The sequence below is a fragment of the Butyricicoccus sp. Marseille-Q5471 genome (assembly GCF_951230135.1).
Taxonomy (GTDB): domain Bacteria; phylum Bacillota; class Clostridia; order Oscillospirales; family Butyricicoccaceae; genus Agathobaculum.
Genome location: NZ_CATNVC010000002.1, coordinates 246999 through 265688, shown reverse-complemented (window position 1 = coordinate 265688; position 18690 = coordinate 246999). Strand labels below are relative to the sequence as shown.

Genomic DNA, 18690 nt, shown 5'->3' with positions numbered 1-18690 from the left:
TGTCTCCGCCGCATGTTACAAAAAAGCTGAAAAGGAGCACGATTTATCATGAAGGTTATTTTGAAGGCAGACGTAAAGGGCAAGGGCAAGAAGGGCGAACTGATTGAGGTCAGCGAAGGCTATGGCCGCAATTTTCTGCTGCCCCGCGGTTTGGCTGATGCCGCTACCACGGACAATATGAATGTAAAGCGCGCGCAGGATGAAGCGCACGCACGCAAGATCGCACTTGACCAGCAGGCCGCGCGCGATGCGGCGGAGAAGCTGAAAATCAGCCCGGTCAAGGTGCCTGCCAAGGGCGGCGCAGGCGGCCGACTGTTTGGCGCGGTAACGAATAAGGAAATTGCTGAGGAACTCAAGAAGCAGTACGGACTGGACGTGCCCAAGCAGAAGATTGTGCTGGACGAGCCGATTAAGACCTTTGGCGTGCACAAGGTAAAGGCAAAGCTATATCAGGATATCGCAGGCGAGATTCTCGTACAGGTTGTCGAAGCGTAAAGGACGAAAATCATAACGAAAGGAGATGCGGCTTTGGATGAGCTTTTGATGCGGCAGGTGCCGCAGGACCTTTCGGCCGAGCAGTCACTCATTGGCTCGATGCTGGTCGATCCCAACTGCATCCCCGAGGTCATCGAGCAGGTGCGGGCGGATGACTTTTACGCAGAGGAAAACGCGCGTATTTTTGAGGTCATCTACTCCATGTTCAACGGTGCGCAGCGGATTGACCCGGTTACTGTGCTCGATATGCTGACCCGCATGGGGTATTATGACGATGCGGGCGGCCGCGCATACCTGTTCCAACTGATGGAGGTCACGCCCAACACGCGAAATGTCGGCGAATATGTGCGTATTGTGCGAGACAAAAGCCTGCTGCGGCAGATTTCGTCTGCGGGCGGGGAAATTCAGCAGATTGCGATGGAGGCACACGGCGAAGCGTCCGCAATTGCCGAACTGGCCGAACAGCGCATCTATAACATTCGGCAGGGGCGAGAAATCAAAGGACTGTCGCGCCTGAGCGAGGTCATTACGCAGCTTTATGCCGAGCTTGACGAACGCGCCAAGTCGGACAGCGATATTCCCGGTATGTCCACCGGCTTCCATGCGCTGGATACCGCGCTGACCGGCCTCAATAAATCCGATTTGATTCTGGTCGCCGCACGTCCCGGCATGGGTAAGACAGCCTTTGCGCTGAATCTGGCGCTAAATGCCGCCAAGGCGAGCGTCAAGGGCAAGCCCAAGGGATATAAAAAGGGCACGGGCGTTTGCGTGTTTCAGCTCGAAATGGGCAAGGAACAGCTCGCCAGCCGTTTTCTTTCCAGTGAAGCGCTGATTGAATCGCAAAAGCTCAAAACGGGCAACCTCGACGAGGACGATTGGATGAAAATCGCCCGCGCCTCGGGCGTGCTCGCAGGATTGAGCATCTACGTCGACGATAACCCGTCCATTACAGTTGCCGAGATCAAGGCCAAGTGTCGCCGTCTGGGCGAGGAACTGGGACTGATTGTCATTGACTATATTCAGCTGATGCATTCAGGCGGCAAACACAGCGACAACCGTGTGCAGGAGGTTGCAGAAATCTCCCGAAGCCTGAAAATCATGGCCAAGGAACTGAATATTCCGGTCGTCTGCCTGTCGCAGCTGTCGCGTGCGGCCGAGCAGCGCGCCGATAAGCGTCCGATGCTGTCCGACCTGCGTGAATCGGGTGCCATCGAGCAGGACGCCGATATCGTCATGTTTATCTACCGTGATGATTATTATGATGATGAGAGCGAGAGCAAAAACATCGCGGAAATCATCATCGCCAAGAACCGACATGGCTCAACCGGCACGGTAGAACTGCAGTGGGTTGGCCAGTACACCACCTTCTCCAACCCGGATCGCATCCATGGAGATTGATTTATTGCAGACCGTGCGGGACACGGTGGCGGCGCATAGAATGCTTGCGCCGGGGGAACGTGTGCTTGTCGCCCTATCGGGCGGGGCGGACTCTGTTGCGCTGCTGCGCGCGCTGTCGGCGCTCGAATACGAGGTGCACGCCTTTCATCTAAACCACGGCTTGCGCGGTGCGGAGGCCGACCGGGATGAGGCATTTGTGCGCACGCTGTGCGACACGCTGCGTGTTCCGTTGACCGTGGAACATGCCGATGTACGCGCTTATGCCGCCAAAACGGGGCAGAGCATTGAGACTGCCGCGCGAGAACTGCGTTATCAGCGTCTACATGCCTGCGCATGCGGCGGCAAAATCGCCACTGCACACACGGCGGACGATCATGCGGAAACCGTGCTGTTCCATCTGGCGCGCGGCACAGGCCCGAAAGGCTTGACCGGTATCCCGCCGGTGCGGGACGGCATTGTGCGGCCGCTGATTGATTGCTCGCGGGTCGAGGTTGAAGGCTATCTGAGCATGCTCGGGCAGGACTTTGTAACCGATTCTACCAATTTTGATACCGCGTACACCCGCAATCGCATTCGGCACGAAATCATGCCCGTGCTGCGGGAGATGAATCCGCGTCTGACGGATGCGGTGGCGCGTCTGTCCGCGCTGCTGCGGCAGGATGAGATATACCTTGCGGGAGAGACCGAACGTCTGCTGATGCAGGCGGCGCAGGATGGCGGCTGGTCGGCGGAGACGCTCGAAGAAGCGCCGGCGGCGATAAAAACACGGGCGCTGCGCGAGATATTGCACCGCGCGGGCGTCCCGCCGAAAGCGACGGAGGAGCGGCATATTGCATTGGTTTGCGCACTGCTGCACACTGCAAATCCGTCTGCCGCGTTAGACCTGCCCGGCGGGAGAACGGCGTGGCGAGAATACGGTGTCCTCCGGGTCGGCGTGCGCACATCTGCGTCGCCGAAGACCGAAATTCAACTGACTGTCCCGTTTGAAGGGCAGCTTTGGGATGACGGGCCACGGCTGCGCCTACGATTAGCCGAAAAAGACGAAGTTTTTTACAATTCATTCAATACTTTTTATGTGGATTGTGGTACAATAACTCTTGAGACTTTGACTGCCCGTCCGCGCAGAACAGGCGACCGCCTGCAGCTGACTGCGAACGGCGGCAGCAGAACGCTCAAAAAACTGATGATTGATCGACGAATTCCGCAGATGCGGCGTGATGAACTGGCGGTATTGACCGATGAAAACGGCATAATCGCGGTTCAGGCGATAGGAATTGATCATTCCCGCAGACCGCAAGGCGGTCGGACGCTTGAAATCCAATTTGAGGGGTAAAAAAGATGGCATATCAGATGAAGGATGATATTAAGGAAGTTTATTTCACGGAAGAGCAGCTTGCCGAAAAGGTAAAGGAGCTCGGTGAGCGCATTACAGAGGATTATCGGGATAAAAACCCGCTGATCGTAAGCGTGCTCAAGGGTTCTTACGTGTTTATGGCGGATTTGACCCGCGCAATTGACACACCGTGCAACGTTGATTTCATGGTGGTATCCAGCTACGGCAAGGGCATGAAGTCTTCGGGCGAGGTACAGATTATCAAGGACATCGAGCAGCAGATTGAGGGGCGTGACCTGCTCATCGTTGAGGATATCCTCGACTCGGGCGTGACGCTCAGCTACCTGATGAAAATTCTCAAGGCGCGCGGTGCAAAATCCATCCGCCTGTGTGCGCTGCTGACCAAGCCGGCACGCCGTAAGGTCGACATCAGTGTTGACTATCTCGGCTTTGAAATACCGGATGAATTCGTAGTCGGTTACGGCCTTGATTATGCCGAGAAATACCGCAACCTGCCGTACATCGGCATTTTAAAGCCGTATGTTTACGGCGGTGAATAAAATTTCTCCAAAGAAAGAGGTGTGATACCGATTTGAAAGGAAAAATGAAGGGCTTCGGCCTCTATCTCATCATACTGGTCTGTTTGCTGGCCGGTGTCAGCTATGTGCTCAGTCAGGCACAGCAGGGGCAGGAGTTGCAGTATTCGGATGTATACCGCTACTTCACCGAGGAAAAGGTGGATGCCTACTCGGTGGAAAACGGCGTGCTGACCATGCACCTGAAGGAAGAAAACCAGAACGTTACCTTTGATCTGGGCGATTACTTCAGCGTGTTCTACAATGACCTGAACGAGACCATTCAGACACAGATGCAAAACGGCGAGCTCAAACAGGTCAACTACAAGTCGCAGGACATCCCGTGGTGGGCGAATTTTGTCCCCTATGTGATTCTGCTCGTGCTGTTTGGCGCGTTCTGGTACTTCATGATGAACAAGCAGTCGGGCGGCGGCAGCGGCCCGATGCAGTTTGGCAAGGCGCGTGCGAAGCTCGCGCAGGACGATAAGCGCAAGGTCACCTTTGACGATGTGGCCGGTGCGGACGAAGAAAAGGCGGAGCTGCAGGAAATCGTTGAATTCCTGAAAAATCCGCAGAAATTCGTGCAGATTGGCGCACGCATCCCCAAGGGCGTGCTGTTGGTGGGCCCTCCGGGCACCGGTAAAACGCTGATTGCGCGTGCGGTTGCAGGTGAGGCCGGTGTGCCCTTCCTGTCGATTTCCGGTTCTGATTTTGTTGAGCTGTATGTCGGTGTCGGCGCGAGTCGCGTGCGCGACCTGTTTGAACAGGCCAAGAAGAACGCCCCTGCCATTGTCTTTATCGACGAAATCGACGCAGTGGGTCGTCAGCGTGGCGCAGGCCTCGGCGGCGGGCACGACGAGCGTGAGCAGACGCTCAATCAGTTGCTCGTCGAGATGGACGGCTTCGGTGCAAACGAAGGCGTTATCGTCATCGCGGCGACCAACCGAAAGGATATTCTGGACAACGCGCTGCTGCGTCCGGGTCGCTTCGACCGTCAGGTTTATGTCGGCGCACCCGATGTGAAGGGGCGTGAAGCCATTCTCAAGGTGCATGCGCGCAACAAGCAGTTTGATCCCGATGTGAAGTTTGATTCGATTGCCAAGACAACCGCAGGCTTTACCGGTGCGGATCTTGAAAATCTGCTCAATGAGGCGGCGCTGCTTGCAGCTCGCCGCAATAAGAAATTCATCACGCTCGAGGAAATCGAGGAGTCGCTCCTAAAGGTGGTCATGGGTGTTGAAAAGAAGACCCATATCATCACGGAGAAGGATAAAAAGCTGACCGCTTATCATGAGGCCGGTCACGCAATTTGTTTCCACGTGCTGCCGACGCAGGATCCGGTGCACCATGTGACCATTATCCCGCGCTCGTCCGGCGCAGGCGGCTTTACCATGCCGCTGCCCGAGGAGGATCAGGCATACCGTACCCGCCGGTATATGGAGGAGTACATCGTGGTCTGTCTGGGTGGCCGTGTGGCTGAGCAGCTGGTGATGGAGGACATCTCAACCGGTGCATACGGCGACATCAAGCAGGCGACCTCAATGGCGCGTGCCATGGTCACCAGCTATGGTATGAGCGATAAGATCGGCCCGATTGATTACGGCGCGGACAACGGCGAAATCTTCCTGGGACGCGATTTTGCGGCCGGTAAGGGTTATTCCGAGATGAAGGCTGCCGAAATCGACGAAGAAGTGCACCGCATCATCGAGGAAGCGCACCGTGCTTGTGAAAAGCTGCTGACCGAGCACACGGTTGAAATGACGCGTGTGGCCGAGTATCTGATTCGCAATGAAACTATGGACGGCGATACGTTCAAGAAGGTTTACGCGGGTGAGGTCGTGCCGGATAAAACAGTGGGCGATGATTTGATTACAGAACTGAAGCAGGACGCACCTGCTCAGACTGAGTTGACGCCCGAAGGCGAACGCAAGGAAAACCAAGAATAACACAAAACCCCTGCGGCGATTGCCGCAGGGGTTTTTATATGAAGCGTAAAAAGAGAGACCGCTGCATAAGCAGCGGTCTCGTTCTTTTGATTATCCGATTCCCCCGGGAATGAGGAAGCTGCAAATGACAACAATCGCCGCAAGCAGCACATAGACGTACTTGGCAAGGAAATCAAAGCCGCGGCCAATCGGCTTTTTGCGGCCAATCATGAGTTCTGCCTTAATCTTGGGCACACCCAGCACCCAGTAAATCATGACAGCGCCGAGCACAGCGCCAATCGGAACAACATAAATCGTGATAATATCCATCCACGTGCCCATCAGCGGTTCATATTCGATGAACAGGCCGACGATAAGGGTCGCCGCACCGGCGAGCAGCACTGCGGTTTTACGGCCGAGCTTCAGGCGGCTCTGTGCAGCCTCGGACACGGCTTCGAGCATGTTGGCAAGCGAGGTAATGCCTGCAAACAGCACCGAGAGGAAGAACAGGAAGGCGAACAGACGGCCTGCCGGCATCTGCTGAAACACGCGGGGAAGTGTGATGAACAGAAGCTTGGGGCCCGCCTGCGGGTCGAGCCCAAAGGCGAACACGGCAGGCAGCACGGCGAAGCCGGCGAGCATAGCGGCGCAGGTATCCAGTACAGCTGTCATGGTGGAGGAGTGAATGATATCCTCCTTGTCAGATAGGTACGAGCCGTAGATAATCATACCTGAGCCGGTGACGGACAGGGAGAAAAAGGCCTGACCCATCGCCATAATCCATGTTTTGGGATTGAACAGATAGCTCCAGTCAGGCACGAGCAGATACTTGTAGCCTTCCATTGCGCCGGGTAGAAAGGCCACGCGAATTGCGATGACGATGAACAGGATGAAAAAAGCGGGCATCATAACCTTATTGATTTTTTCAATGCCGCTGGATACGCCGCCAATCAAAATCAGCACCGTAATGACGACGACAATCACGTGCCACGGCACGCTGCTGAGGTGAGACGCGCTCATCTGCTCAAAGAAGACATCGGGCTCGGTGGACATCAGCGTGCCGGTCAGCGCGCCAAACGCTGAGCGCACGACCCAACCGACGATGATTGCGTATCCGATTGCAATGCCGAGTGAGCCGAACAGCGGGATTGACCCGAGAAATGCGCCGCCCTTTTTGCCGCGGGATTTCATCGCATGCTCATACGAGCCAATCGGGCCGGTGCGGGTCAGCCGGCCGAGCGCAAACTCGCCTGACAGTCCGACATAGCCGAACAGCGCCACAAACAGCAGATAGGGAATGAGGAAGGCCGCGCCGCCATACTGACCGGTGCGATAGGGGAACATCCAGATGTTGCCCATGCCGACCGCGGAGCCGACCGCAGCCAGCACAAAGCCGATTTTTGAGGAAAACGTTCCGTTTCCATTTTTTTGTTGCATCTTACCATACTCTCCGTTATTTTAACTGATAAACACCTAAAGTGCGTACTTTGATAGTATAACATGAAACCGGCTCGGGGACAAGTCAATGCGTATCCACACTTTTACCATAAATGTTTGTTCTAATTTGGCATAGGACACCGATGGAAAAGCCTTGCACCGTCACTTTGGCTAAATCACAGGTTAAAAATAGTAGTATTTTATCGAATCAACCCTTGCTTTGTAAGGCGGGGTATGGTATGCTAAATAAGCGTGAAAAAGACACTTGTCTTTTTGAGGAGGACAACGCATGATTAAGCCAAAATATTATCTGGTCGAGCGTACGCTGCTGCCCGAAGTTTTCCAACGGGTGATCGAAGCCAACGAGGCCATCGCCTCGGGTCATGCTTCCACGGCAAGCGAGGCTGCCCAGCAGGCGGGTCTGTCGCGCAGCGCATATTATAAGTATAAGGACGGCGTCCGTCCCTTCTTTGAGGTCACGACCGACCGTATCGTCACCTTCCACCTGATACTGCATGACAAGCCGGGTGTGCTGTCCAGCATTCTGGGGTTGATGGCCAAGTCGGGCGCCAATCTGCTGACGATCAATCAGTCCATTCCCATGCGCGGTCAGGCATTGGTCACCATCGCAGCGCGCACAGGGGAGATGAAATACTCGGTGGAGGAGCTGATGCACCGCGCCGAGCAGCTGGAAGGCGTCAACAAAATAGAAATCGTGGCGTCTGAATAACCAACAACTAACCCGGGAGGAACAGAAAGATGATAAAAGCAGCAATTATGGGGCATGGAACGGTCGGATCGGGCGTTTATGAAGTTTTTGAAATGAACGCTGACAAGATTGCCCGCGTCACAGGCGAGGCGGTCGAGGTCAAGTATGTGCTTGATCTGCGTGATTTTTCTGCGCTGTCCTATGGACATAAGTTTGTAAGCGACTTCGCAGTCATCGAAAATGACCCTGAAATCACGGTTGTAGCCGAGGTGATGGGCGGCGTGGGCGCGGCCTATCAGTTCACCAAGCGCCTGCTCGCTGCGGGCAAGAGCGTGTGCACCTCCAACAAGGAGTTGGTTGCAACGCACGGTGAGGAGCTGCTCAAGATTGCGGAAGAGCATAACGTGAACTACATGTTTGAAGCATCGGTCGGCGGCGGTATTCCGATTATCCGTCCGATGATTCAGTGCCTGGCTGCGAACGAATTTAACGAAATCTGCGGCATCCTAAACGGCACGACCAACTATATCCTGACACAGATGATTCACAACGGCGTCAAGTTTGAGGATGCACTCAAGCAGGCGCAGGTGAACGGCTATGCCGAAGCCGATCCCACTGCTGATATTGAAGGGCACGACGCCTGCCGCAAAATCTGCATTCTGTCCGATCTGGCCTTTGGCGACAAGTTTGAGCCGGACGAAGTGCCCTGCGAAGGCATTACGAAAATCACCCTTGAGGACGTTGCCAACGCCGATAAGCTCGGCTGCGTCATCAAACTGCTCGGCCGCGCGGTGCGCAACGAGGATGGCTCGGCTTATGCCTATGTTGCACCGCACCTGATTCGCAAGGAAAGCCCGCTGGCGGCGGTTGAGGACGTGTTTAACGCAATCATGGTCGACGGCAACGCAACGGGCGAGGTCATGTTCTATGGCAAGGGCGCGGGCAAGCTGGCAACGGCATCCGCCGTTGTTGCCGATATGCTCGACTGCATCGAGCACCGTGCACAGCGCCGTCGTATCTCGTGGGGAGATGGCTCGAAAAAGCTGCTCCGTCCGATTGATACACTCAAGAGCGCGTGGTATGTCCGCTTTAAGGGCACGCAGAGCGACCTTGAGAGCGTGCTGCCCGTGGACAGCGTGACCGAGCCGGCACACGGCGTAGTTGTGGTGCAGACGAGAAAAATGTCCACAGCCGAAATGCGCGAAAAGCGCGAAGTGCTTGCCCGGAAGGGGCAGGTACTCGCCGCGATGCGTATGCTGTAAGGAGGGACGATATGGTAAGAGTCACTGTCCCTGCCACGAGCGCCAATATGGGTTCGGGATACGATAGCATCGGTATTGCACTGGAATTATACAATGTGATTGACATCGAAGAGAGCGATCACATCGACATTATTGATAAAAACGGACAATTCGTGCCGAAAGATGCGCGGAATTTGATTTATCAGTGCGCCAAAAGGGTGTATGATGAATGTGGAAAGCCCCTCGCCGGTCTGAAAATCATTGAGGACTGCGCCATTCCGCAGACACGCGGTCTGGGTTCTTCGTCGGCCTGCACAGTGGCGGGTATTCTCGGCGCAAACGCGCTGTTGGGCGAGCCGCTGAGCCGGCAGGATGTAATTGATCTTGCGGCCACGATTGAGGGACACCCCGACAATTCCACGCCCGCGATTCTGGGCGGCTTCTGCGTCGCTTTGCTGGAAGATGGACACGTGTGGAACGTCCGCGTGCCGGTGCACGGCGCCATTGATTTTATCGTGTTCATTCCGGATTTCAAACTTTCAACCGAAAAGGCACGCGCTGTGCTGCCCAAGACGATTGCACACCACGACGCGGTCTTTAACCTCGCTCGCGCAGCCCTGCTCGCCGGTTCGCTGACGACCGGTAAGCTCGAAAATCTGGATGTTGCTACCGGTGACTGCCTGCACCAGCCCTACCGCTTCGGTCTGATAGACAACGGGGAGGACATCGTGCGCGGCGCAAAGGAATTGGGCGCACTGGGCACCTTTATTTCGGGTGCGGGACCGTCCATCATCGCATTGGTTTACAAGGGCGACCGCGATTACTTAACCCGCGCACAGGCCATGTGCAAGGAAAAATACCCGCACTGGAAGCCGATTGTGCTGCGCTGTGACGAGGTTGGTGCGGTCACCAAGTGGATTTGATTGTTCATCTGCCATATGGCAGGTTGGCATATAAGGAGGAAAAGTTACAAGTATGAGTCTTATTGTGCAAAAGTTCGGCGGCACCTCGGTTGCCAATACCGAACGACTGAAGAACGTGGCGGATATCGTGACCTCAACCGCGGCGGCTGGCAATCAGGTCATTGTCGTCGTTTCGGCGCAGGGGGATACCACGGATGATTTGATCGAAAAAGCTGCGGAGCTGAACGAGCGTCCGTCCAAGCGTGAAATGGATGTTCTGCTTAACACGGGCGAAATGATTTCCATGTCGCTGCTCGCGATGGCCATCCAGAAGCTCGGCTTCCCGGTCGTTTCGCTGACCGGTTGGCAGATTGGCCTTGAGACCGACAGCAATTATTCGGATGCTCGCATCAAGCGCATCGCGGGCGACCGTTTGAAGGCGGAACTGGACAATGGCCGCATCATTATCGTGGCAGGCTTTCAAGGAATCAATAAGATGGGCGACGTAACTACACTGGGGCGCGGCGGTTCGGATACGACTGCGGTTGCAATCGCGGCGACGGTAGGCGCGGACCTATGCCAGATTTACACCGATGTAGACGGCGTGTACACTGCCGATCCGCGTATCGTGTCCGGCGCACACAAGCTGGATACCATCACTTATGATGAGATGTTGGAACTGGCGTCTCTGGGCGCACAGGTGCTGCATAATCGCTCGGTTGAAATGGCCAAGAAGTATAATGTCGACCTTGAGGTCGTTTCCAGTTTTACCCGCAACCCGGGTACCAAAGTCAAGGAGGGCTCTCACATGGAAAAGTTGAATGTCAGCGGCGTTGCCCGTGACAATAAGTGCGCGCGCGTTGCGCTGATTAACCTGTCCGATACCCCGGGCACTGCGTTTAAGGTGTTCTCGCTGATGGCAAAGCACAATGTCAATATCGACATTATTCTGCAGTCGGTCGGTCGGGATAACAAGAAGTCCATTTCGTTTACCATTCCGGAGGAAGATGCAGAGCGCGTTACCGTGATTTTGAAGGACAATGCGGAAATGCTGGGTTATGAGGATGTTTCCATCAACACCAAGGTTGCCAAGGTTTCGATTGTTGGCGCAGGCATGGCCTCCAACTCCGGCGTTGCAGCTAAAATGTTTGAGGCACTTGCGATGGCGGGCATCAATATCCGTATGATTTCGACCTCTGAAATCAAGATTTCCGTGCTGATTAACGAAGAAGACAGCGAAAAGGCTGTCAAGGCAATTCATGAGCAGTTTTTTGGCGCGTAAAATATTGATAATTATTTATCAATCTCGTTGACAATCCGGATTTTGCAAGGTATAATAAACCTATACCAACCGATGACAAGAAAAGGAGAATCCACATGAAAAAGCTTTGGTGTCTGTTCCGCCGCCGCAATGCGACCGGCACGGAGAAGATCTGTGTAGCCCTGCAGGAGACCGAGGGCCGTGTTCGCACCTGCCCGTACGCGACTGAGGAAGAAGCAAAGGCTAAGTGCCCGGAGTACGCATTTAATAATCGCGCCGAGGGTGAAAGCGAAGGTATCGAGTAATTGCGCCTACATAAGCGCCGAAAACCCCGAAAGAGACGTCTTTCGGGGTTTTTTTCAATAAAAAAGGCACACGCAACCGCTGGTTGACAAAAAGAAACGGCGGGGTGGTGGTCAACAAGCGTGCTTTGCGGTAGGATGAAGACTGACAGAAAGGTGGGAGGCCATGACAACAGGCGAAAAAATCGCGGCGCTGCGCCGGGAATGGGGATTGAGTCAGGAAGCGCTCGGTGAGAAACTGGGGCTTTCGCGGCAAGCGGTATCCAAGTGGGAAGCGGATCAGGCCGTGCCGGGAATGGATAATCTGGTGGAGCTTGCACGGCTGTTCGGTGTGCCGGTGGACACGCTGCTGCGGCCGGATGAGCCATTGCCCGGGAAATCGGAGCAATCAGAGGAGCAAAATCCCCCGGAAACAGTATCCATTGATGATTGTTCTGACCCTCATATGCCAGAGTGGACGCGAAAGATGAGATGGATAATCTGGGGTGTCGCAGGACTGCTGTGTGCAAGCGTTGTGTGCAATGTGGTGTCACTGGTGTGGCTAAGTCAGCTGCAAAATCAGGTGAATTGGATTCCAAACGGGGGAACGGTTTATGTGCCTGCACCAACAGAATCGGATTCTGCAGAGTTTGTTGATAGTGATGTATCCTGCTCATACGACGGGGAGCAATTGACCTTTGACATTCGCGTGACACCACGCACTTTCGATGAAAGTGAAACGGCAAAAATCTCGCTGCGTAGTGAAGAACTTGCTGTGACAGGTGATGCCAAGGTGACGGATGGCAGCTATCAATGTTCGGTATCCATCCCACTGGCAGATACTGTATCACTCACGCTGATGCTGACCAAGGATGGTATCACACGCAATCTGCCTATACAGGAATATACAGATTTGAAGCGAGAATATCAGATGGAGGTACTAATACCTAGTACTGCGGTGTGGAGTGAGGGGCAGCTTTTTTTGAAGAGCGCTTCGGTTGAGGTGATTCCGGCAATGCAGGATTCAGTGTTAAGTAATTGGCCGGTCAGCGGCTACGCAACACTGTATATTGAAGGAAAAGACGTATCTGGTCCAGTGCCGTTGGAGGGTTTCGAACAGTTCGATCAAATCGGAATGGATGGTATGCTGTGGGACAGCGATGCGTTCCACTATACTACACTGACCTGTTCGTTTGGCAGTGAAAAATATCCATGTTCGGAATATGATTCGTATGAAGTGCGTGTCACACTGACAGACAATTTTGGACACGTCCAAGAGTATACACAGCGATAACGAAATAAAGCCGACCCCGAAGGGTCGGCTTTATTGTTTGTTGCATTAGCCAAGCAGCTTTTTCAGCCGCGCTGCCGCTTCAACGGTACGCTGCTGATCACCGAATGCGGTCAGACGGAAGAAGCCGTCGCCATTCGAGCCGAAGCCTGCGCCGGGCGTGCCGACAACGTGCGCGTTTTCGAGCAGGTAGTCGAAGAACTCCCACGAACCCATGCCGTTCGGGCACTTGAGCCAGAGGTACGGGCTGTTCTTGCCGCCCGTGTACCAGATGCCCAGTTCGTCGAGTGTCGCGGCGAGTACCTTGGCATTCTGCTTGTAATAGCCAAGCGTCTCTTTAATCTGCTTCATGCCTTCCTCGGTAAAGCATGCGGCAGCGCCCTTCTGTACAATGTAGGGCACGCCGTTGAACTTGGTGGTCTGACGGCGCAGCCACATCTTGTTCACCGTGCCGTCCATCAGCGCCTTGGGAACGACCGTCCAGCCGCAGCGTGTGCCGGTGAAGCCTGCCATCTTGGAGAAGGAGCAAAACTCAATCGCACAGGTTTCCGCACCCGCAATTTCGTAAATGGAGCGGGGCAGGTTTTCGTCCTCGATGAAGCACTCGTACGCTGCATCATACAGAATAACGGCGTTCATGCTGTTGGCATAGTCCACCCAAGCCTTCAGCCCTGCGCGGTCATAGGCCGCACCGGTCGGATTATTGGGTGAGCAGATGTAGATGATGTCAGCCTTGACGGACGCATCGGGCAGCGGCAGGAAGCCGTTTGTCTCGTTCGCGTCGGCAAATACGACCTTGCGGCCGGCCATGACGTTGGTATCCACATACACCGGGTAAACCGGGTCGGGAATGAGCACGGTATTATCCGCACCGAAAATATCCAGAATGTTGCCGAGATCGCTCTTCGCGCCGTCGGAGATGAAGATTTCGTCGGTCGCAAGGGTCACACCGTGATCCTTATAGTAGCCGACCAGCGCATCGTGCAGGAAGCCGTAGCCCTGCTCATCGCCATAACCCTTGAACGTTTCCTGCTTGGCCTGATCTTCGACTGCGGCGTGCATCGCATCGATGACAGCAGGTACGAGCGGACGGGTTACATCGCCGATGCTGAGCTTGATGATGTCAGCTTCGGGGTGCGCCGCAGCAAACTCGCGCTGCTTGCGGGCAACGGTGGAAAACAGATAGCTCTGTTCAAGATTTGCATAGTTGGGATTAATCTGCATGTTCTTGGCTCCTTTTCAGAGATGCCGCGACAAACGCCTTGAACAGCGGATGTGCGCGGTTGGGGCGGGATTTGAATTCGGGGTGGAACTGCACGCCGATATAGAACGGGTGGGTCGGAATCTCGACCGTCTCCACCAGCTCGCCTGTGGGTGATGTGCCGGTAATCAGCATGCCCTTGGATTCGATGGCTTCACGGAATGCATTGTTAAACTCATAACGGTGGCGGTGACGCTCGGAAATCATATCCGCGCCATATGCATTCGCCATAATTGTGCCGGGACGCACCTTGCAGGGATACGCGCCCAAACGCATCGTGCCGCCCTTTTTGGAAACGCCCTGCTGGCTCTCCATCAGGTCGATGACACGGTGGTTCGAATCGGGATCAAACTCGCTCGAGTTTGCGTCCGCAAAGTCGAGCACATTGCGTGCATAGCTCATGACCGCGATTTGCATGCCCAGGCAAATACCGAAGTAGGGGATACCCTGTGTGCGCGCATAGTTGGCGGCGCAAATCATGCCCTCAACGCCGCGGCCGCCGAAACCGCCGGGCAGGATGATGCCGTCTACCTCGCCGAGCAGCTTGTCCACAGAGGATTCGTTGATCTCCTCGGAGTCAACCCAGTCGATATCGACAAAGCACTCTGTCTCGTAGCCGCCGTGCTGCAGCGCTTCAGCGACCGAGAGGTACGCATCGTGCAGCTTGACGTATTTGCCGACCAGTGCAATCTTAACATGATGCTTGCGCGCGGCAATGCGGGCGAGCATATCGGTCCATTCGGACATATCGCCCTTGGGCGCGCCGATGGCGAGCTCACGGCAGACGATGTCGGACAGGTGACTCTCCTCGAGCATCAGGGGTGCCTGATACAGCACGGGCAGCGTGCGGTTTTCGATAACGCAGTCTTCCTGCACGGTGCAGAAGAGTGCAATCTTGCGCTTGATTTCCTCGTCCAGCGGCTGATCGACGCGGGCAACGATGATGTCAGGGGAAATGCCAAGGCCGCGCAGTTCCTTAACGGAGTGCTGGGTGGGCTTGGACTTGGGTTCGTTCGAACCCGAGATAAAGGGCACGAGCGTTACGTGGATAAACAGGCAGTTGCGGCGGCCGACTTCGGTCGCGACCTGCCGGATGGCTTCAAGGAAGGGCTGAGATTCGATGTCGCCCGTTGTGCCGCCGATTTCGGTGATGACAACATCGGCCGAGGTCTTCTTGCCGACCGAGTGGATGAACGACTTAATCTCGTTGGTGATGTGGGGGATGACCTGCACGGTTTCGCCAAGGTATTCACCGGCGCGCTCCTTATTGAGCACATTCCAGTACACCTTGCCGGTGGTCAGATTGGAGAACTTGTTGAGGTCCTCGTCGATAAAGCGCTCGTAGTGGCCGAGATCCAGATCGGTTTCGGCGCCGTCCTCGGTGACGTACACTTCGCCGTGCTGGAACGGACTCATCGTGCCGGGGTCAACGTTAATATACGGATCGAGCTTCTGCGCCGCGACCTTCAGGCCGCGCATTTTGAGCAGACGACCCAGCGAGGCCGCCGTGATGCCCTTGCCCAGTCCGGAGACAACGCCGCCGGTTACGAAAATGTATTTGGTCATATTTCGATTTCCCCCTCAAAAACGGTAGTGGCCGCGCCGGTCATCAGCACGGTTTGATCGGTATAATGAATGGTCAGGTCGCCGCCGCGCAGGTGGACGGTGATATCCTCACCCTTGCGCGCATGGCCGTTCAGGCAGGCCGCCACGCCGACTGCACATGCGCCCGTGCCGCAGGCCCAGGTTTCCCCCGAGCCGCGCTCCCATACGCGCATCTTGAGCGAGCCGTCCGGCATAACGTTGACGAACTCGGTATTGACGCGCTCGGGAAAGAGCGGATGATGTTCAAACTTGGGACCGATGCGCGTCAGGTCGAGCGTATCGACATCCTCATCGAGGAAAATGACGCAGTGCGGGTTGCCCATGGAAACACAGGTGATGTGATAGACCTTTTCATCTACGACCAAGGGTGCGTCGACGGCAATCTCACCGTCGAGGTCGACCGGAATGTCGCGCGGGGTCAGGATGGCCGCGCCCATATCGACACAGGCGGTCTCCATCTTGCCGTTTTGAACGGAAAGTGTAAGCGTTTTAACGCCTGAGAGTGTGTCAACCGTGATTGTCGTGCGGCCGTCGACCATACCATTGTCGTACAGGTATTTGCCGACACAGCGGATGCCGTTGCCGCACATTTTTCCCTCGGAACCGTCGGCGTTAAAAATGCGCATCTGCGCATCCGCCCGATCGGAAGGGTTAATCAGGATGATGCCGTCGCCGCCGATGCCAAAGTGCGGCTCGCTCAGCCGAATGGAAAGCGCTTCCGGGTCGGCAATCGTTTGCTCAAAGCAGTTGAAATAGATGTAGTTGTTGCCGCAGCCGTGCATCTTGGTAAAGGACAGCTTCACGCGCAATCACTCCTTAATATACAAAAAATGGCATATGAGACGGAATCTTGACGGAATCCGACTCATACAGTATCAGTATATCATATGTAAGTTTTCCTGTAAAGCCGAACATCGGGGTACAAAAACGCTCTATATCGTCCATTCTGACCAAATTGACGGAGAATATTTATAAAATACAACGGAAAACAAAAATAAGAAAACAGGGCAAAGGCCGCATGCTTTGCCCTGTCTTTTACTCCTCGTGGGTGTTCAGGATTTCTTCGGCGACCTGCCGCTTGGTTAGCCGGCTGTCCATTGCCCTCTTTTCAATGTAAGCGTGCGCCTCGGGCTCGGTCATGGCACAGCACTCAATCAAAATACATTTTGCCCGGTCAACCAGGCGAATATCCTCAATACGCTTCAGCAGCTTGCGGTTTTCGCTCTGCAGGCCGGTCAGCCGTGAGCGGGAAGCGCGGGTCATGCGCAGCGCCTGCAAAAACAGGGCGCGGTTCAGTGGCTTCGGAATGACGAACACGCCGTCGTCTTCAACCCGTTCAGCGACCGCGTCGCTCATTTCCGCCTTCACAATAATCATCACACCCGCCAGACTGTCCTGCGCCGCGGTCTGTGCCAGCTCGTGGCCGAATTCATCGGGCAGGGGCGCGTTGATGAGAATGAGGTCATATTCCTGCTCGACCAGAATGCGGCGTGCCTCCGCGCCCGAAAGGGCGGAAAGGGTCTGCGCCTGCACGCCGCAGGCCGTTAAAAACTGTGCAAGCATGGTGTGCGATTTCTCTGTGGAGGATACGATTAAAACTCGTTCCAACTTGGCTCCCCCTCCTTTAGCTGTGTGTACGATTCCCTCTGATCAATACCGCTCGAAATAGAGAATGCGTTCGGCGGAAAGCTGATCGTCAGCCGTGGCTAGGAGGTCGTGCTCGGTCTGCTTGGAGGCAAAGAAGCTGTTCCGGGTCTTTTCGGGCAGAATGCCGGAGATAAATTCGCTGCCGGAAGCACATTTGATTGCTTCGCAGAGCGAAACGGGAAGCGCCTGATAGCGTTCGCGCACGTCATCCGGTGCGGTGAAGAGATTGACATCGCACGCGGGGGCGAGCACGGTTTTCTGTTCAATGCCATCAAGGCCTGCATGAATGAGCAGCGCAAAAATGATATAAGGATTGATGCAGCCATCCAGCGCGCGCACCTTGAGGCGGTTGGGCGTACCCGCCGCCGTTAGTGGGATGACGATGAGCGGAGAGCGGTTCTGATGTGACCAGGTGATATACTTGGGCGCTTCATATTCGCCCAAACGCGAATAGGAGTTGGTCAGCGGATTTCCGAAAATTGTCATTTCCGCGGCACGGCGGAGAATGCCGGCGACAAAGTGCCGCCCATCCTCGGATTCATCGAACGAGGGCAGGAAAACGTTCTTGCCGTTTTTGTGGAGTGAAATGCTCAGGTGTAGGCCGCTGCCCGGCGCGTCCGGCAGGGGTTTGGGGAGGAACGAAGCGTATAGGCCGCTCGCGCTTGCCATCGATTTGACAACCGACTTAAAGGTCACAAAATTGTCTGCGGCCTCCATCACATCGGCGTAGCGGAAGTCAATTTCGTGCTGGCCGGGGCCCTGCTCATGGTGCGAGGATTCGGGCTGAATGCCCATTTCCTCAAGTGTCAGGCAGATTTGGCGGCGCACGTTTTCGCCCTTGTCAAGCGGTGCGATATCGAAATACTCGCCATGGTCGTGCGGGATGATAGTAGGGTGTCCGTTGTCGTCCTGCTCAAAGAGATAAAACTCACTCGCCGTGCCCATGGTCAGCGAATAGCCTGCCGCACGCGCCCGCTTCATTGCAAGACGCAGAATGTGGCGGCCGTCTCCCTCAAAGGGATCGCCGTTCGGATAGCGGATGTCGCAGTAGAACCGCACAACACGACCCTGCGCAGGCCGCCACGGCAGTACGGACAGCGTTGCCGGGTCGGGGAAGAGCAGAAGGTCGGAATCCTCGATGTTGAGGAAACCCTTGAGCGCGGCGGCGTTGAAGTGGATGCCCTGCTCAAACGCGCGCGGCAGCTCGGTGGGCATGATGGCGATGTTTTTCTGGTTGCCGAAGATATCGCAGAACGCCAGCCGGATAAACTTGACGTCGTTTTCCTCGATAAACTGCACGACTTCATTCATGGTGTAATCCAAAGCCGC

General features: G+C 55.3%; 17 protein-coding genes. 11 read left to right on the top strand and 6 right to left on the bottom strand.

Translation table 11 applies throughout. The annotated features are described in order from the left end of the window. The first annotated feature begins 48 nt into the window (after positions 1 to 48). From rplI to ftsH, 5 genes are read left to right on the top strand one after another with little or no spacing between them, the layout of a single operon-like run. Positions 49 to 495, top strand: a complete 447-nt coding sequence (rplI, locus tag QOX26_RS03785) for a 50S ribosomal protein L9 (RefSeq protein WP_283673553.1) — start codon at positions 49 to 51, stop codon at positions 493 to 495. Between the two features lie 48 nt (positions 496 to 543). Further along, positions 544 to 1893, top strand: coding sequence for a replicative DNA helicase (gene dnaB, locus QOX26_RS03780; protein WP_283673711.1), 1350 nt, complete (start codon positions 544 to 546; stop codon positions 1891 to 1893). Continuing rightward, complete coding sequence (gene tilS, locus QOX26_RS03775) at positions 1883 to 3226, top strand: tRNA lysidine(34) synthetase TilS (RefSeq protein WP_283673552.1); 1344 nt, start codon at positions 1883 to 1885, stop codon at positions 3224 to 3226. The genes dnaB and tilS overlap by 11 nt, the downstream gene beginning before the upstream one ends. Before the next feature lie 5 nt (positions 3227 to 3231). Beyond that, complete coding sequence (hpt, locus tag QOX26_RS03770; protein ID WP_283673551.1) at positions 3232 to 3786, top strand: hypoxanthine phosphoribosyltransferase; 555 nt, start codon at positions 3232 to 3234, stop codon at positions 3784 to 3786. A 44-nt stretch (positions 3787 to 3830) separates the two neighbouring features. Next, a complete protein-coding gene (gene ftsH / locus QOX26_RS03765; protein ID WP_283673710.1) occupies positions 3831 to 5747 on the top strand; it encodes an ATP-dependent zinc metalloprotease FtsH in 1917 nt (638 codons plus the stop codon). Between the two features lie 90 nt (positions 5748 to 5837). Here ftsH and QOX26_RS03760 read toward each other — a convergent pair whose 3' ends face one another. Beyond that, positions 5838 to 7163 carry a sodium-dependent transporter gene (locus tag QOX26_RS03760; protein WP_283673550.1) on the bottom strand — a complete coding sequence of 442 codons (1326 nt, stop codon included), beginning with the start codon at positions 7161 to 7163 and terminating at the stop codon, positions 5838 to 5840. Between the two features lie 289 nt (positions 7164 to 7452). On the opposite strand from QOX26_RS03760, the gene QOX26_RS03755 reads away from it, so the two are divergent. The 6 genes from QOX26_RS03755 to QOX26_RS03730 all read left to right on the top strand — a co-directional run bounded on the left by QOX26_RS03755 (position 7453) and on the right by QOX26_RS03730 (position 12851). Beyond that, complete coding sequence (locus QOX26_RS03755; RefSeq protein WP_283673549.1) at positions 7453 to 7893, top strand: ACT domain-containing protein; 441 nt, start codon at positions 7453 to 7455, stop codon at positions 7891 to 7893. Between the two features lie 29 nt (positions 7894 to 7922). After that, positions 7923 to 9134 carry a homoserine dehydrogenase gene (locus QOX26_RS03750; RefSeq protein ID WP_283673548.1) on the top strand — a complete coding sequence of 404 codons (1212 nt, stop codon included), beginning with the start codon at positions 7923 to 7925 and terminating at the stop codon, positions 9132 to 9134. 11 nt (positions 9135 to 9145) lie between these two features. Beyond that, the gene (gene thrB, locus QOX26_RS03745) at positions 9146 to 10036 is read left to right on the top strand and encodes a homoserine kinase (protein ID WP_283673547.1); all 891 of its coding nucleotides are present in this window, start codon (positions 9146 to 9148) and stop codon (positions 10034 to 10036) included. 52 nt (positions 10037 to 10088) lie between these two features. Next, positions 10089 to 11297, top strand: coding sequence for an aspartate kinase (locus QOX26_RS03740; RefSeq protein WP_283673546.1), 1209 nt, complete (start codon positions 10089 to 10091; stop codon positions 11295 to 11297). Between the two features lie 95 nt (positions 11298 to 11392). Further along, the gene (locus tag QOX26_RS03735; protein WP_283673545.1) at positions 11393 to 11581 is read left to right on the top strand and encodes a hypothetical protein; all 189 of its coding nucleotides are present in this window, start codon (positions 11393 to 11395) and stop codon (positions 11579 to 11581) included. Between the two features lie 163 nt (positions 11582 to 11744). Then, positions 11745 to 12851 (top strand): helix-turn-helix domain-containing protein, encoded by a 1107-nt coding sequence (locus QOX26_RS03730; protein ID WP_283673544.1) that lies wholly within the window; start codon positions 11745 to 11747, stop codon positions 12849 to 12851. 45 nt (positions 12852 to 12896) lie between these two features. On the opposite strand, the gene QOX26_RS03725 is transcribed toward QOX26_RS03730, so the two are convergent. The 5 genes from QOX26_RS03725 to QOX26_RS03705 form a co-directional block, all read right to left on the bottom strand. Continuing rightward, the gene (locus QOX26_RS03725) at positions 12897 to 14072 is read right to left on the bottom strand and encodes an LL-diaminopimelate aminotransferase (RefSeq protein ID WP_283673543.1); all 1176 of its coding nucleotides are present in this window, start codon (positions 14070 to 14072) and stop codon (positions 12897 to 12899) included. After that, positions 14062 to 15675 carry a CTP synthase gene (locus QOX26_RS03720; protein ID WP_283673542.1) on the bottom strand — a complete coding sequence of 538 codons (1614 nt, stop codon included), beginning with the start codon at positions 15673 to 15675 and terminating at the stop codon, positions 14062 to 14064. Before QOX26_RS03720 ends, QOX26_RS03725 begins: the two co-directional genes overlap by 11 nt. Beyond that, positions 15672 to 16517 carry a diaminopimelate epimerase gene (dapF, locus tag QOX26_RS03715; protein WP_283673541.1) on the bottom strand — a complete coding sequence of 282 codons (846 nt, stop codon included), beginning with the start codon at positions 16515 to 16517 and terminating at the stop codon, positions 15672 to 15674. The genes QOX26_RS03720 and dapF overlap by 4 nt, the downstream gene beginning before the upstream one ends. A 232-nt stretch (positions 16518 to 16749) precedes the next feature. Continuing rightward, positions 16750 to 17322: an ANTAR domain-containing response regulator gene (locus tag QOX26_RS03710; RefSeq protein ID WP_283673540.1), complete on the bottom strand. Its 573-nt coding sequence runs from the start codon at positions 17320 to 17322 to the stop codon at positions 16750 to 16752. A 42-nt stretch (positions 17323 to 17364) separates the two neighbouring features. Next, positions 17365 to 18684 carry a glutamine synthetase family protein gene (locus QOX26_RS03705; protein ID WP_283673539.1) on the bottom strand — a complete coding sequence of 440 codons (1320 nt, stop codon included), beginning with the start codon at positions 18682 to 18684 and terminating at the stop codon, positions 17365 to 17367. Positions 18685 to 18690: the final 6 nt, after the last annotated feature.